The sequence below is a fragment of the Streptomyces sp. KR80 genome, assembly GCF_052245555.1.
Classification (GTDB): domain Bacteria; phylum Actinomycetota; class Actinomycetes; order Streptomycetales; family Streptomycetaceae; genus Streptomyces.
On sequence record NZ_JBQQCD010000020.1, the window covers coordinates 84,208 to 99,053 of the forward strand.

General features: G+C 72.2%; 11 protein-coding genes. 3 read left to right on the top strand and 8 right to left on the bottom strand.

Features of this window, described 5'->3' with window-relative positions:
• Window positions 1–154 precede the first annotated feature (154 nt).
• The 3 genes from ACTWQI_RS24560 to ACTWQI_RS24570 all read right to left on the bottom strand — a co-directional run bounded on the left by ACTWQI_RS24560 (window position 155) and on the right by ACTWQI_RS24570 (window position 3,230).
• A complete protein-coding gene (locus ACTWQI_RS24560) occupies window positions 155–436 on the bottom strand; it encodes a hypothetical protein (protein ID WP_443273778.1) in 282 nt (93 codons plus the stop codon).
• A gap of 434 nt (window positions 437–870) precedes the next feature.
• Window positions 871–1,725, bottom strand: a complete 855-nt coding sequence (locus ACTWQI_RS24565; RefSeq protein WP_443273780.1) for a transglycosylase family protein — start codon at window positions 1,723–1,725, stop codon at window positions 871–873.
• Between the two features lie 185 nt (window positions 1,726–1,910).
• Complete coding sequence (locus ACTWQI_RS24570) at window positions 1,911–3,230, bottom strand: cytochrome P450 family protein (RefSeq protein WP_443273782.1); 1,320 nt, start codon at window positions 3,228–3,230, stop codon at window positions 1,911–1,913.
• A 295-nt stretch (window positions 3,231–3,525) separates the two neighbouring features.
• On the opposite strand from ACTWQI_RS24570, the gene ACTWQI_RS24575 reads away from it, so the two are divergent.
• Complete coding sequence (locus ACTWQI_RS24575) at window positions 3,526–3,936, top strand: SH3 domain-containing protein (RefSeq protein WP_443273784.1); 411 nt, start codon at window positions 3,526–3,528, stop codon at window positions 3,934–3,936.
• Between the two features lie 148 nt (window positions 3,937–4,084).
• Here ACTWQI_RS24575 and ACTWQI_RS24580 read toward each other — a convergent pair whose 3' ends face one another.
• From ACTWQI_RS24580 to mfd, 5 genes are all read right to left on the bottom strand, one after another.
• Entirely contained in the window at window positions 4,085–4,831 is a 747-nt protein-coding gene (locus ACTWQI_RS24580) for a lysoplasmalogenase (protein ID WP_443273786.1), read from the bottom strand.
• 719 nt (window positions 4,832–5,550) lie between these two features.
• Window positions 5,551–5,967, bottom strand: a complete 417-nt coding sequence (locus ACTWQI_RS24585; protein ID WP_443273788.1) for a DUF6479 family protein — start codon at window positions 5,965–5,967, stop codon at window positions 5,551–5,553.
• Between the two features lie 28 nt (window positions 5,968–5,995).
• Complete coding sequence (locus ACTWQI_RS24590; protein ID WP_443273790.1) at window positions 5,996–7,021, bottom strand: nucleoside triphosphate pyrophosphohydrolase; 1,026 nt, start codon at window positions 7,019–7,021, stop codon at window positions 5,996–5,998.
• A gap of 35 nt (window positions 7,022–7,056) precedes the next feature.
• Window positions 7,057–7,701, bottom strand: coding sequence for a SurA N-terminal domain-containing protein (locus tag ACTWQI_RS24595; RefSeq protein ID WP_443273792.1), 645 nt, complete (start codon window positions 7,699–7,701; stop codon window positions 7,057–7,059).
• A gap of 316 nt (window positions 7,702–8,017) precedes the next feature.
• Window positions 8,018–11,590 (bottom strand): transcription-repair coupling factor, encoded by a 3,573-nt coding sequence (gene mfd, locus ACTWQI_RS24600; protein WP_443273794.1) that lies wholly within the window; start codon window positions 11,588–11,590, stop codon window positions 8,018–8,020.
• A gap of 363 nt (window positions 11,591–11,953) precedes the next feature.
• Between mfd and ACTWQI_RS24605 the strand changes: the two genes are divergently transcribed.
• Both ACTWQI_RS24605 and ACTWQI_RS24610 read left to right on the top strand, forming a co-directional pair.
• On the top strand, window positions 11,954–13,066 hold the full coding sequence (locus ACTWQI_RS24605; RefSeq protein ID WP_443273796.1) for a CapA family protein: 1,113 nt from the start codon (window positions 11,954–11,956) through the stop codon (window positions 13,064–13,066).
• A 167-nt stretch (window positions 13,067–13,233) separates the two neighbouring features.
• Window positions 13,234–14,811, top strand: coding sequence for an MDR family MFS transporter (locus tag ACTWQI_RS24610; RefSeq protein ID WP_443273798.1), 1,578 nt, complete (start codon window positions 13,234–13,236; stop codon window positions 14,809–14,811).
• The last annotated feature ends 35 nt before the right edge of the window (window positions 14,812–14,846 follow it).

The window sequence follows — 14,846 nt, forward strand, 5'->3', positions numbered from 1 at the left end:
CGGTAGCTGGGGGAGTGCCCCCTGCCCGGGCGGGCGCGTCGAGGGCTCCCCGGGCGCCCGCTCCCTAGGGAGCCGGACCGGGCCTGGGCTGCCCCAACGCTCCCGCCCGGGCTGCTGTGGCTGCCGTGCCGCCGCCTGCGCGCCGGAGATCGGCTCAGGTGGGGCTGCCGACCAGGCTCGAGGACGTCGCCTCGTCCAGGGTGTCCTGGGCACGGTCGTGGCGCTCCCGCCCGTCGTTTCCGACACCTTCGGCGTCGGCGATCTCGACGAGGGTGCCGGTGCCCTGGCCGGCGTTCTCCGCGGTGTCGTCGGAGGCGGCCTGGGCCGAGCCGGGGCCCATCATCGGCACGGCGGCACCGGCGAGAGAGGCGAGGGAGGCGATTCGGGCGGTCTTGGTCTCGCGGCGGTGCCTGCCCTTGGTGCCGGAAAACAGCATGGAAGATCTCCTCACCGACGCCTACGAGGTGCACTGCCGGATTCGGGCGCCCAGTGGCTGCCCGGCCCGGTGCTACCGCACCGACTTCGCTTCCGGCCCGTCAGCCGCTCGCTGCCGGGCAGGCGCGTCCGGCGCTTGCCTTGAGTCCCCCGTTCCTGCCTCCGGCGCTTGCGCGTCGACTGTCCCTCCGGCCACCGGCAGGATGCGGCGTGATGGTCGGCGGGGCCCGCTGTGGCGAGCCGGTACGACGGTAAGCACAAGCGCCGACAGCTCAAAGCCGGACATGCCACGACAAGACCCCTCGCCGTGCACTGTCAACACTCTGATCGCCGCAGGTGGGGACGGGTACGGAGGCGCGCGATGGCCCGGCCGTATCGACCGGACGGATGAGATAGATCTCTCACTCGCCCTGAATCGGGCAAAACCTGCCGCAACTACCCTCGGGAGCCGGTCAGATCGAGCCGCTGACCAGGGAGGATCAGATCCGGATCGGCGCCGATGGCCCCCTGGTTGGCCTCGTAGAGCGCAGGCCAGCCGCCCGGGACGGAGTGCTCGTCGGCGATCGCGGACAGGCTGTCCCCCGGCCGTACGGTGTAGCGCTCGGCTCCGGGCCGCCCGGTACGGTCCGCGCGGTCGTCACGGGAGGCATCGTCGCCGTCGCGCCCCTCGCCCTCGTCGGCGCCCGCACCCTCCTCCGCCGGCTGGCCACGGTGCCTGCCCGTGCCCGTAGGCGGCTGGGTGGACCCGCCGGGAGAGCCCGCCTGCGAACCGTCTCCGTTCGCCCCCTCAGGCTCGGTGCTCGGAGCGGACCCGCCCGCTCCGGCATCAGGTGCGCCTGCCCCGCTCTCGGCCGGCGCGCCCGGGGAAGGCGCGGAGCCGGTGGGGTCCGACGGGTCGGGAAGGTCGCCACTCTGGGGGGAGCCGGACGCATCCGGAACCCCCGGCAATGTCGGGTCAGGGATCGACGTGCCGCCCTCCACGGCCTCCTGCAGGCCCGCGTTCGTCGCACAGCTGGGCCACGCCATGGGACCCTGCGCGGCCAGCACCTTCTCGGCGACGGCTATCTGCTGCGAACGGCTGGCGAGGTCGGCGCGCGGCGCGTAGTCCCGGCCACCGAAGTCCTCCCAGGTCTGCTGGGTGAACTGCAGCCCGCCGTAGAAGCCGTTGCCGGTGTCGGCGCTCCACATGCCGCCGCTCTCGCACTGCGCGACCCGGTCCCACGTGCCTTCGTCCGCGGCCTGAGCACCCGTCGCCGCGAACAGCGGCATGGCGATGGCGGAGCCGGTCACCCCTGCCGTGACGAAGATGGCAGGAGCCTGACGCGGGCGTCGGTGTCGACCGTTCCCGGTGCGCATGATGGGGCCTTTCGTGCGACGTGCGGGGGGTGTGACGGGAGTTGAACGTAGCGGCGGCCCACGGTGATCACAAGTCGATGTAGTGGAGATCACGCAAAGGTCACACAGTTGAAAGTGCGTCACTTCTGGCGCGGGGTGAACTCCACCGGAAGTGTGCGCAATCCACGCATGATGAGCCCGCCCCGCCATCGCAAATCGGCCGGTTCCACCGCAAGTCGCATATCCGGCAGGCGGCGCAGCAGCGTGCCGAGCGCGGCCTGTCCTTCCAGGCGGGCGAGCGGTGCGCCCAGGCAGTAGTGAATTCCGTGGCCGTAACCGAGATGCGGGTTGTCGTTCCGGGAGAGGTCGAGGGTGTCGGGGTCACGGAAGCGCTCGGGATCGCGGTCGGCCGCGGCGAGCACGACGAGTACGGGGTCGCCGGTGGCGATCCGCCGGCCGCCGAGCGTCATGGGCTCGGTGGCGAACCGCCACGTGGCCAGCTCCACGGGGCCGTCGTAGCGCAGCAGTTCCTCCACGCCGGTCGCGAGCAGCGTCGTGTCCCCGGCGTCCAGGGCCTGTTGCAGCCGCGCCCGCTGGTCCGGGTTCCGCAGCAGCGCGTACGTCCCGTTCCCGATGAGATTGACCGTGGTCTCGAAACCGGCGAACAGCAGGATGAAAGCCATCGCGGCGGCCTCGCCCTCGGTGAGGTGCTCGCCGTGGTCGCCGGCGCGGATCAGCCCGGAGATGAGGTCGTCGCCCAGGTCCGCGCGCTTGCGGTGGCTCAGGTCGGCGAGATAGCCGCGCATCTTCTTGACCGAGCGGGCGACTCCGCCGCGCGGGCCGCCGCCATGGCGCAGCATCATGCCCGCCCAGTCGCGGAAGTCGTCCTGATCCTCGGCCGGTACGCCCAGCATGTCGCAGATGGCATAGATCGGCAGAGGGAAGGCGTACTCATGAATGAGGTCGGCTTCTCCCCTGTTCGCGAAGGAGTCGATCAGCCGATCGGCCAACTCCTGCACCCGCGGGGCGAACTCCGCCACCCGGCGCGGCGTGAAGGCCTTCGAGACCAGGCGGCGCAGCCTGGTGTGGTCCGGCGGGTCGATGTTCAGCAGATGCGTCATGAGCTCGGCACTGCGCTCGCCGGGTATCCCCACCTTGCCTTTGGCATGGGCGGACTTCGACGTCGCCGACCGGCGCGCCCGCTCCTCGTCATCCGTGCGCTCCCGGTGCCGGGCCGGATTCTTCGACAGCCGGGGGTCGGCGAGGGCCTGGCGCGCATCCGCGTACCGGGTGACCAGCCAGGCGTTCACGCCGCTGGGCAGTGCGGCCCAGTGCACCGGGGAGTGCTCGCGCAGCCAGGCGTACGCGGGGTAGGGGTCGGCGGCGAACGCCCATGTGAAGAGCTCGGGCGCCTGGACGGACGGGGAGGACTGCGGAACCTCGGCGCTGTAATCGTGCACATCTCGACCGTATCCGGCGGCGCCCGACGGACAGGTTCGGAGGTTGGACCGCTGCGCACCTGTATCACCACGCTGTCGCACCAGAGCGGAGGGATAACCCAGCGTAACGAGTTGCGCACTCCCTGCTGCCAGCTTAGCGTCATTTGTGTGGGTTAGTCCCATTCAGGGTTGCCCAACTCGCCGCCGGTGAGGCCCGGATGGCGCCCCACGCCGGGGCGATGCCTCCATTGCCACCGTCGACCGACACCGGCCCCTCATATCCCGCGCTGGGATCCCCTTCCCGGAAGGAACACAGATGCACCTGCAGTCGAAGCTCAGCAAGTTCGCCTTCTGTGCCGCGACCGGCGTCCTCGCCACCATGACCGCAGCCGCTCCGGCGATCGCCACCGACGACCCCGAGCCCACCGGTGGCGGCAAGAAGCGGATCTTCCACGGGAAGGTCCTGGCCAAGAAGGGCCTGAACGTCCGCTCCGCCCCCAACACCCATGCCCGTGTCATCCGGGTCCTGAAGCACGGAGCGATCGTGAAGATCAAGTGCAAGGTCAACAGCCAGGTGATCGACGGCAACCCGCGCTGGTACCGCCTCGCCGACGGCTCGTGGGCCTGGGCCTCCGCCCGATACATCAAGAACCTCGACGGGATTCCGCCCTTCTGCCGCAAGCCGCACAAGCCGAATCACCTGGAGAACGTGGGCCCCGTCGGCTGATCTCCACTGAGCCCGACGGCCCGCATCGTGCCCCCTGTCCGCAGCTGCGGACAGGGGGCACAGTTTCTTGCCGACGCAACGAAGGGCAGCCTCGCGGACGGCTCGGCGAAGGCCTGGCAGCCCTGGTGGCGCGGTGGCCTTACGTGGCCTAAGCGGCGGACTGCCCGTTCTCGAAATGCTCCAGCCAGCCGGACGTGATGAGGTACTGGGCGAAGAGGTATCCCGCCATGATCAGGACCTCGTGCGCCTCCCGGGAAGGCAACTCCCGGCCCGCCGCCTGGAGTCCGATCAACAGATCCGAGGCGAGGAAGGCCGTGGCACCCGCGGCCACCTTGCCACCGACGCCGAGGGCCGTGGCACCCATCAGCGCCAGCGCGAGGCTGTATCCGGCGACGGGCAGGCGCAGTTGCCGGTCCAGCGTCGGCGCGAGCAGGGCGTTGACCACGGCCCAGCCTCCGAGGCAGCCGACGGCGGGCCATGGGTTGCGCGCGATGCCGCGGAGGGCACCGAGCCGGGCCAGACCGGCGGTGTAGCTGACCTGGGTGCCCAGAAAGGCCGCCATGCCGAGAAGGAAGGCGGGCTCGTGCTCGTCGAAGAGCAGGGCGGTGTCCCCGGCGGCGGCGAAGGCGAGCCCGGCGACCAACGGCTTCGGGACGGGCGCGGAGGTGTCGGGACGGCGGCGCAGAACATGCGCGGCGAGTACCGGCATCAGCAGCGGCTTCGCCGCCCGGCGAGGGCCCCGCGGACTGCGCGCCACGGCCATGAGATCGGCCACGGCCAGTGCCCCGTACCCGGCAAGCGCGCCACGGCCGTGCCCGTCCGGCCGCCCCAGCCGGGCACCGGCTGCCGCCACGGCCTTGAGCACGCCCTGTCCGCGTTTCCGGATGATCGCCATGCGCCGCAGTCTCCCGACCCCACTGATACGCCGTCAACGCTCCGCATCTGTGACACTCCGCTCGCCGCGGCGGCCACTCCGCGACGGGGGGCCGGTCGCGTGGCGGCCCGGGACCCCGCCAGCAGCGGGATGCCATGCTCGGGCTCGCCTTTGGGCGGCGCTCGGCGCCGTCCGCAGCGCCTCCCAAGTCGCCTGAGAAGCGATCCTCGCGACGACCCGGTCCGCGATCCGCGTCGCCCCCCGCTCGCCTGCCGGCACCAGCTCCGCCGTAGCCGGCCACTCCGCGACGGGGGCCCGGTCGCGCCGCCGGCGAAGCGGCCGCTCGGCCCACGGTACGGCGGCTCCTCGGCACGCCGCCTGGGCGCGCCCCCTCGCAGCGCACGGCCCCAGCCCGGCGGCACCGGCTCCACCACGGGGCACGGTGAGTGTCCCCCCGGCAGGGCAGCAGCTCCGGCAGCGGCATCGAGCCGTGCCGACACGCTCGTTTCGCCCGTGCGACGAGGCGCGAGCCTGCGCAACAAGCACTGGCTTCGCACGCGAAGGGCCCCAGCGGCCGCTACGGGCAGGCCGGTTCCGGCCGCAGTCGGAGCCTCGCCGGCGCCGCTTCCGAAGGTGGGGCCCCTCCCTGGGGGTACCAACCAGCGGTAGCTGGGGAAGGGGCAGCGGCTCACGAAGGCTGGCCCCCCAGCGGGCCGGACGGCCGCGCGCGGAGCGCGTGGTCAGCCCGTGCCGTGGCCGCTACCGCCGTGGTCCCACTTCCGGCGATCCTTCTCTTCCCACTCCCCCGCCGACTCCGTGGGGGTGTTGTCGAACTCGTACGGCATGTGCCGGATGCCATTGTGCGGGACATCGTGCGGCCTGCGGCGCTCTTCCACGTCCGTGCGCGGGCGGGCGAGGTCCTGATGGCCAGGACCGTGATCCTCGGGCGCGCTGCCCTCCTCGTACTCCTCGTGCGTCTCCCACGCGCCGCCACGCGGCTGCGGCTCCTGCGGCGGCTCGGGCTCCTTGTCGCGGATCCGCCAGCTCAGGACCACCCCACCCGCCAGCAGAAGCACCACGACGATGCCGACGGCCAGGGGACCGAGACCGACCAGATAGTCCCGCCGTACGGCCAATTCCATGATCAGCTGCTGCATGCGCGACGAGTACCCCGCTCGGGGACACTCAGTCGGGGCGTTCGGCCAACCGGATGGCATCCCGGTACGCGCGTGCCGCCGCCCGCAGCGCCGCCTCCGGGTCGGTCCCTTGCCGCTCGGCCAGGATGGCCAGGGCGAGCAGCTGCTCGCCCAGCTGTCCCCCTGCCGCCGAGTCCGGCCGCGGCACGTCCAGCCCCGCCGTCCGCACCCGTGAGGCCAGCTTCGCGGCGAGCGCCAGCGCGGGCTGGCCCAGCGGGATGCCGTCCGTCACCGACTCGCGCCGCTTCTCGGCCGCCTTCGTCCGCAGCCAGTGCGCCTTGACGTCCTCCGACGTCTCGGCGGACTCCTCGCCGAAGACGTGCGGATGCCGGTGGATGAGCTTCTCCACGATCGTGCCCGCCACATCGTCGATGGAGAACGGCTCCTCCGGGTCCTCCTGGGCGATCCGCGCGTGGAAGACGACTTGGAGCAGAACGTCGCCCAGCTCCTCCCTGAGCTCGTCCCGGTCCCCCGCCTCGATCGCCTCGACGAGCTCGTACGCCTCCTCGATCCCGTACTTCGCCAGCCCTTCGTGGGTCTGGGTCCCGCTCCACGGGCACTCGGTGCGGATCGTGTCCATGACCTGGACCAGGTCCAGGAGGCGCGCACCCGGAAGGTCATACGAGCCGGGCAGCAGCTCCAGCTCGGGCATCCGCGTCCGGCCCGACCCCGCCAGCCGGGCGAGCCCGTCGGTCAGCTCCCGGTCTCCCTCGCCGGAGGTGATGACGACGACCGTACGGCCTCCGCCGGCGCCTCCGGCCGCCTCGAGGTCGCCGCCGGTGCAGTACTCGACCAGCTCCCGGGCCGTCGGCGCGGCCTGCTCGACCTCGACGCCCGCCTCGCGCAGATACGGCAGCTGCGGATGGTCCGCGTCGGCGCACAGCACCCGGTCGGCGCCGCGCAGCGCCCGCCAGGCGGGCCAGGAGAGCACGCCGGGGGCCACCCGGTGGCTGGTGGTGAGCAGGACGATGCGGCCGGGGGCGTCACTCGCGTTCACGGGTCGAACGTAACCCACCAGGGGAGGGCGCCGGGCGGCAGCTGCCCGCTGCGCTACCTGGGCACCTGCTGATCAGGCGCGGGGGCGGCGCGCAGCCAGGGTTCCTTGACGTTGTCGAGCAGCACCTTCTTGTCGTCCCAGGTGCCGAAGCGGGGGTTGACGTCGATGCTCATCGAGGCAGAGGCCTCGCTCAGCGCCCGCACGATCTTCTCCTGGCCCTGGGGGCTGCTCCGGTCCACGCGCAGGGACACCGCCAGCTTGTCCATGGCGACCTGGTTGCGGATCGTGTCCTCCACCTGGCCGGGCCCGATGCCGTACTGCTGGAGCCACAGGGCGCGCAGCCGGTCGGCGCCACCCGTGCTCGCCTCGGCGACGCTCTGCGCCTTCTGGACCTCGCGGGGCGTGACCTCGACGCCGGCGTCCCGGGCGGCGCGCTCGAGCACCCGGTCGAAGATCATGCCGTTTAGGGTGGCCCGGCTGAGCTGGCCGGTGTCCTGAATGAGCTGTGCTGACTGCGGGGAGTTGCGCTGCGCCGTACGCACGTCCTCCACCTGCGCCTGGAGCTGTCCGACGGTGATCCGGTGGCCGTCGAGCACGGCGGCCGCGCCGGGGTGCGCCGAGTCTCCGCAGGCGGTGAGCAGCGGGGACGCGGCGAGCAGCGCGGCGGCGGATACGGAGAGCGCGGTCCTGCGGCTCATCCGGACGTATGGGGGTCGCCCCCCACGGGGATGCAGCATCAAGCCTCCCTGCGGATCGGGGTTGGTCGGCGGCCTGGCGATGATCGATCGTATGCAGTCCGCGTGGCGGTGGCCACTGATTCGAGCAACGATTCGCACCGCACTTCGATGCGCGGCCGAGGGGCGCGGGCGCGGGCGGGCCGAGCCGCGGGAAGCGGAGCCGGCGCCCACCCGCGTCCACGTGCTCCAGCCCCCGCACCGGCGAGCATCATCCGCTGGTCCGCGGCCGTGGCCGGCAGGTCGTACGTCACGGCGACCCGGGCGAAGCGGACCGTGATCACGAGTCGAGGATCGTCGTCAGGAACTCGCCCGTCCAGGACAGCAGTTCCCGGCCGACCAGGGGCTTGCCGCCGATACGGGCCGTGGCCGGCCGCGGGACCAGGACCTGGCGGGTGGCGGGCTTGAGGATCGCGCGCGGATGGAGCCGTCGCAGCCGCAGTTCCTGCGACTCGCGCAACTCCACCGGGGAGAAGCGGACGTTGGAGCCCTGGAGGGTGATGTCCGAGACTCCGCAGGCGCGCGCCAGCAGGCGCAGGCCCGCGACCAGGAGCAGGTTCTCGACCGGCTCGGGCAGCTTGCCGTACCGGTCGGTGAGCTCTTCCCGTACGTCCGCGACGTCCTGTTCCGAATTCGCGGCGGCGATCGCGCGGTACGCCTGAAGGCGCAGCCGCTCACCCGGCGCGTAGTCGTGCGGGACGTGCGCGTCGACCGGGAGCTCGATCTTGACCTCGAGCGGCGGCTCCTCCTGCACTCCGCCCTCCAGCGAGGCGCGGTAGTCGGCGACGGCCTCGCCCACCATCCGTACGTACAAGTCGAAGCCGACGCCCGCGATGTGGCCGGACTGCTCGCCGCCGAGCAGATTGCCGGCCCCGCGGATCTCCAGGTCCTTCATCGCGACATACATGCCGGCGCCCATCTCGGTGTGCTGGGCGATGGTGGCCAGCCGCTCGTGCGCGGTCTCGGTGAGCGGCTTCTCCGGCGGGTAGAGGAAGTACGCGTACCCGCGCTCGCGGCCCCGGCCCACCCGGCCGCGCAGCTGGTGCAGCTGGGAGAGGCCGAAGTTGTCGCCGCGCTCGACGATCAGGGTGTTGGCGTTGGAGATGTCGATACCGGACTCCACGATCGTCGTCGAGACCAGGACGTCGTACTCCTTCTCCCAGAAGTCGACCACGACCTGCTCGAGGAGGGACTCGGACATCTGGCCGTGAGCGGTCGCGATCCGGGCCTCCGGCACGATCGCGCGCAGCCGGGCGGCTGCCCGGTCGATCGAGTCGACCCGGTTGTGAATGTAGAAGACCTGGCCCTCGCGGAGCAGTTCGCGGCGGATGGCCGCGCCGATCTGCTTCTCCTCGTACGGGCCGACGAAGGTCAGCACCGGGTGCCGCTCCTCCGGCGGAGTGGTGATGGTGGACATCTCGCGGATGCCGGTGACCGCCATTTCGAGGGTGCGTGGGATCGGCGTCGCGGACATGGTGAGCACGTCCACGTCGGCCCGCAGCTTCTTCAGCTGCTCCTTGTGCTCGACGCCGAAGCGCTGCTCCTCGTCGACGATGACCAGCCCCAGATCCTTGAACGTCGTCTGGCCGGAGAACAGGCGGTGCGTGCCGATCACGATGTCGACCGAGCCGTCGCGCAGCCCCTCGACGACCGCCGCCGCCGCGGTGTCGGACTGGAAACGCGAGAGGGCCTTCACGACGACGGGGAACTGACCGTAGCGCTCGGAGAAGGTGCCGAAGTGCTGCTGGACGAGCAGCGTGGTCGGGACGAGCACGGCGACCTGCTTGCCGTCCTGGACCGCCTTGAAGGCCGCCCGGACCGCGATCTCGGTCTTGCCGTATCCGACGTCGCCGCAGATCAGCCGGTCCATCGGGACGGACTTCTGCATGTCCTCCTTGACCTCGGCGATCGTGGTGAGCTGGTCGGGCGTCTCCACGTACGGGAAGGCGTCCTCCAACTCCCGCTGCCACGGGGTGTCAGGGCCGAAGGCGTGGCCGGGAGCGGCCATCCGCGCCGAGTAGAGCTTGATCAGATCGGCGGCGATCTCCTTGACCGCCTTCTTCGCGCGCTGCTTGGTCTTGGTCCAGTCGGCGCCCCCGAGCCGGTGCAGCGTGGGGGCCTCGCCGCCCACGTACTTGGTGACCTGCTCCAGCTGGTCGGTGGGGATGTAGAGCCGGTCACCGGGCTGGCCGCGCTTGGCCGGGGCGTACTCCACGAGCAGGTACTCCCGGGTCGCACCCTGGACCGTGCGCTGCACCATCTCCAGGTAGCGGCCGACGCCGTGCTGCTCGTGCACGATGTAGTCGCCCGCCTGCAGGGTCAGCGGGTCGATGGTCTTGCGGCGCCGGGCGGGCATCCGGGCCGCGTCCTTGCCCGCGGCCTTCTGGCCGGAGAGATCGGTCTCGGTGAGGACGGCGATCTCCAGCGCCGGGTCGACGAAGCCGTAGTCGATGGAGCCGCAGGCCACATGGACGATGGACGGGGAGATCTCGGCCAGGTCGCCCCGGTGTCCGTCGGACGCGGCGAGCCGCGCCGGGATGCCCTCGCCGCCGAGGACTTCGACGGTACGGGCGGCGGGACCGTGCCCCTCGGTGACGAAGACGGTCCGCCAGCCGTCGGCGATCCAGCCCTTGGTGTCGGCGAGCGCCCTGGCGGTGTCGCCGCGGTAGCTCTCCGGAGCCTGCATGCCCAGCCGCAGGGTGTCCTCGCCCAGCTCCTCCGGCGAGGCGTCGGCCGATGTCGCCGCTGCCGCGAAGGGGCTCACCGACCACCACGACATGCCGAGCTCGCGGGCCCGGTCCCGTACGTCCGCGATGCCCCACAGGGACGCGGCGCCCACGTCGATGGGCGCCGCTCCTCCCCCGGCGCCGGCCGCCCACGAGGCCTGCAGGAACTCCTGGCTGGTCGCGACGAGATCGGCGGCTCGGGTGCGGACCCGCTCCGGATCGCAGACCACCGCCATGCTGCCCGCCGGGAGGACGTCGAGCAGCAGCTCCATCTCGTCGACCAGGACCGGAGCGAGGGACTCCATGCCCTCGACCGCGATTCCCTCGGCGATCTTGCCGAGCAGCTCGCCGAGCTGCGGATGCTGCTCGGCGAGGGCGGCGGCCCGCTGCCGTACGTCGTCGGTCAGCAGCAGCTCGCGACAGGGCGGCGCCCACAGGCCGTGCTCGGCGACTTCCAGGGACCGCTGGTCGGCGACCTTGAAGTAGCGGATCTCCTCGACGTCGTCGCCCCAGAACTCGATGCGGAGCGGATGCTCCTCGGTCGGCGGGAAGACGTCCAGGATGCCGCCGCGGACGGCGAATTCACCACGCTTCTCGACGAGTTCGACCCGGGAGTACGCGGCCGCGGCGAGCCGGTCGACCACCTCTTCCAGATCGGCCTGCCGCCCGGTCCTCAAGGACACCGGCTCCAGGTCGCCGAGCCCCTTCACCTGGGGCTGCAGCACCGAGCGGATGGGGGCGACGACGACGCTGACCGGGCCTGCGGCGGGGTCGTCGGCACTGGGGTGCGCGAGGCGGCGCAGCACGGCGAGCCGGCGGCCGACGGTGTCGGACCTGGGGGAGAGCCGCTCGTGGGGCAGGGTCTCCCACGACGGGTACTCCGCGACACCGTCCGGGGGGAGCAGGGAGCGGAGGGCGGCGGCGAGGTCCTCGGCCTCGCGGCCGGTGGCGGTGACGGCCAGCACGGGGCGGCCCGCGGACCGGGCGAGCGCGGCGACGGCGAAGGGGCGGGCGGCGGGCGGGCCGACGAGGTCGAGGCGCGGCCGGTTACCGTCGGCGGCAGCCTTGATCGCTTCGGCGAGCGCGGGATCGTTGACGACGACGTCGAGCAGACCGTGCAGGCTCATGAAGGCTTTCCGTCCCGGATGATCACTTCGGACAACGCGAATCGCCCGACACGTCGAACGGGCCGGGGTGGTCCAGCGTACGTCGCCGCACGGACAATCGGCCCCGCCCCAACGTGCCCGCCCGACCGCCGACCGCGTGCCCGCTTGTCCACCTGCCCGCGTGACGCATGCCCGGCTGCCCACGTACGCGTGGACAGCCGCTGCCGGAATCCGGGTACGCGATGCCGACCCGTACGACCACCCCGGCTCGTCGCCCCCGGCATGGATCGCGGGGACGACCCCGTCCCGCACGGTCGGCGGTCGGCGTTACGAGGCGCAGGTGATGCCCCAGCTGAGCCGGTTCCCGACGCTTAGCGTGGAAGTATGCGCAGCGAGACGGTGACCTTGTTTCTCTGCGGCGACGTCATGCTCGGCCGCGGCGTCGACATGATCCTTCCGCACCCCGGCGACCCGACGCTGCAGGAGCCGTACATCCGCGATGCGGAGGCGTACGTCGCGCTGGCGGAGGCGGTGAACGGCCCGATTCCGCGCCCCGTCGACTTCTCCTGGCCCTGGGGGGACGCCCTGCCGGCGCTCGACGATGCCGCCCCCGATGCCCGGGTGGTGAATCTGGAGACCAGCATCACGCGAAGCGGCGAATTCGCGTGGGGCAAGTCCGTGCACTACCGGATGAGTCCGGCCAACATCGCCTGCCTGACGCCCGCCCGGCCCGACGCGTGCGCACTGGCGAACAACCACGTGCTCGACTTCGGTCACCAAGGGCTGGAGGAGACGCTCGACGCCCTGGCCTCGGCGGGGGTACGGGTGGCGGGGGCGGGACGGGACGGCAGCCAGGCGCGGCGACCCGCGATCGTCCCCGTCGACGGTGACCGGCGCGTCCTGGTCTTCTCCTTCGGGATGGCGTCCAGCGGCATCCCGGACGTGTGGGCCGCGGCCGAGGACCGGGCCGGCGTCGACTTCGTACCCGAGGTGTCGGACGCCGCCGCGGCCGAGGTCGTCGAACGCGTTCGGCAGGTGAAGCGGCCGGGCGACGTCGCGGTCGCGTCGATCCACTGGGGCTCGAACTGGGGCTACGCCGTCTCCCGGGACCAGATCCACTTCGCGCACGCACTGATCGACGGTGGCGTCGACGTCGTGCACGGCCACTCCTCGCACCATCCCCGGCCCATCGAGGTGTACCGCGAGAAGCTCGTCCTGTACGGCTGTGGCGACTTCATCGACGACTACGAGGGCATCACCGGCTACCAGGAGTACCGGGACGACCTGCGGCTGCTCTACTTCGTCTCGGTGGAACCGGACACCGGCAGGCTGGTCCGGGCCTGGATGGCACCCATGCAGGCCCGGCAGATGCGGCTCCGGCGCGCCTCGAGCAAGGACGCCGAGTGGCTGCGCGCGACGCTCGACCGGGTCAGTCGCGGCTTCGGCGCCCGCATCGCCCTGGAGCCGGACGGCACGCTCACGCTCCGCCGGACGTGAGGAAGCCGGGCTCAGCCGCGTCCGCGCCGTCCAGGCGGCCAGGACGGTGAGACGGCACCTCCCGCGGTGTGAGCCGGTCCCGCTCCACGGGCCGGACGCCCGGTTCCGTACGCTGTCCCCGGCATGGAAGGGTGCGTACTACACGGATCGAGGAGGGGAAGGGCACGGTGAGCGACACCGCGAGGCGCGCCGGCCGGGACGCCGCACCCACGGCGGACCCGGCGCCCACCGCCCGCCGCGGCCCGGTCGTCGCAGCCCTCATGCTCGGCATGGCCCTCGCCGCACTGGACAGCACCGTCGTGGCGACCGCGGTGCCCCAGATCGTCGGCGACCTCGGCGGGCTCTCCGTCTTCTCCTGGCTCTTCTCCGGCTATCTGCTGGCCGTGACCGTGACCCTCCCGGTGTACGGCAAGCTCTCCGACACCTTCGGCCGCAAGCCGGTCCTGATCTGCGGCATCGCCCTGTTCCTCGTCGGATCAGTGCTCTGCGCCGGCGCCTGGGACATGGCCGCCCTGATCGCCTTCCGCATCGTCCAGGGCCTGGGCGGCGGCGCCATCCAGGGCACGGTCCAGACGATCGCCGCCGACCTCTACCCGCTCAAGGAACGCCCGAAGATCCAGTCCAGACTCTCCGCGGTCTGGGCCCTGTCCGCCGTCGCCGGGCCGGCCGTGGGCGGGCTGCTCGCGGCGTACGCGCACTGGCGCTGGATCTTCCTCGTCAACCTGCCCGTGGGGGCGCTCGCACTGTGGCTCATCGCCCGCCACCTCCACGAACCGCTGCGGCGGCCCTCCCGCCCGGCGCGCATCGACTGGGCCGGGGCCCTGGCCGTCTTCGCCTGTGGCGGGCTGCTGCTCACCGCCCTCGTCCAGGGCGGCGTCGCCTGGCCCTGGCTGTCGGCGCCCTCGCTCGGCCTGTTCTTCGGCAGTGCGGTGTGCGCGGCGGCAACCGTCCGGATCGAACGCCGCGCAGCCGAACCGATCATCCCCGGCTGGGTCTGGAAACGTCGCACCATCGCCGCGGTCAACCTCGCGCTTGGCGCCCTCGGGCTGCTGATGGTCGCCCCGACGGTCTTCCTGCCGACGTACGCGCAGTCGGTCCTCGGGCTCGGCCCGATCGCGGCCGGGTTCGTGCTCTCCGTGATGACCCTCAGCTGGCCGATCTCCGCGGCGTTGAGCAGCCACGTCTACCGCCGGATCGGCTTCCGGCAGAGCGCACTCGTCGGCATCGGCCTCGCCGCCCTGATCCTTCTGGCCTTCCCCCTCCTGCCGTTCCCCGGCGAAGCGTGGCAGCCCGCCCTGATCATGCTTCTTCTCGGGGCGGCGCTGGGACTCTTCCAGCTGCCGCTGATCGTCGGGGTGCAGTCGACGGTGCCATGGGCGGAGCGCGGCACCACCACGGCGTCCGTGCTGTTCTGCCGTCAGGTCGGGCAGAGTCTCGGCGCGGCCCTCTTCGGGGCCGTCGCGAACGCCACCCTCGCCGCCCGGCTCGCGGACGCCCCTGACGCGCTACGGCCTGGCCTGCCGGACGACCTGGACTCCGTCTCGCACGCGCTGGAGCACCCGGGCGCGCTGACGGGCGGGGCGGCGGACTATCTGCGGCGGGCGGTGGCCACCGCCGTCGACCACGTCTATCTCGGCGCGGCCGCCGCTGCCGCCCTCGCCTTCGTCGTCCTCCTGCTGCTGGCCCCGCGCCGCTTCCCGGTGATCCCGGACGCGGACGCAGCCGCCGCCCCACAGCGGGACTGACGGCGGTCCCTTACGACCGCTACGACCGCCGTGCG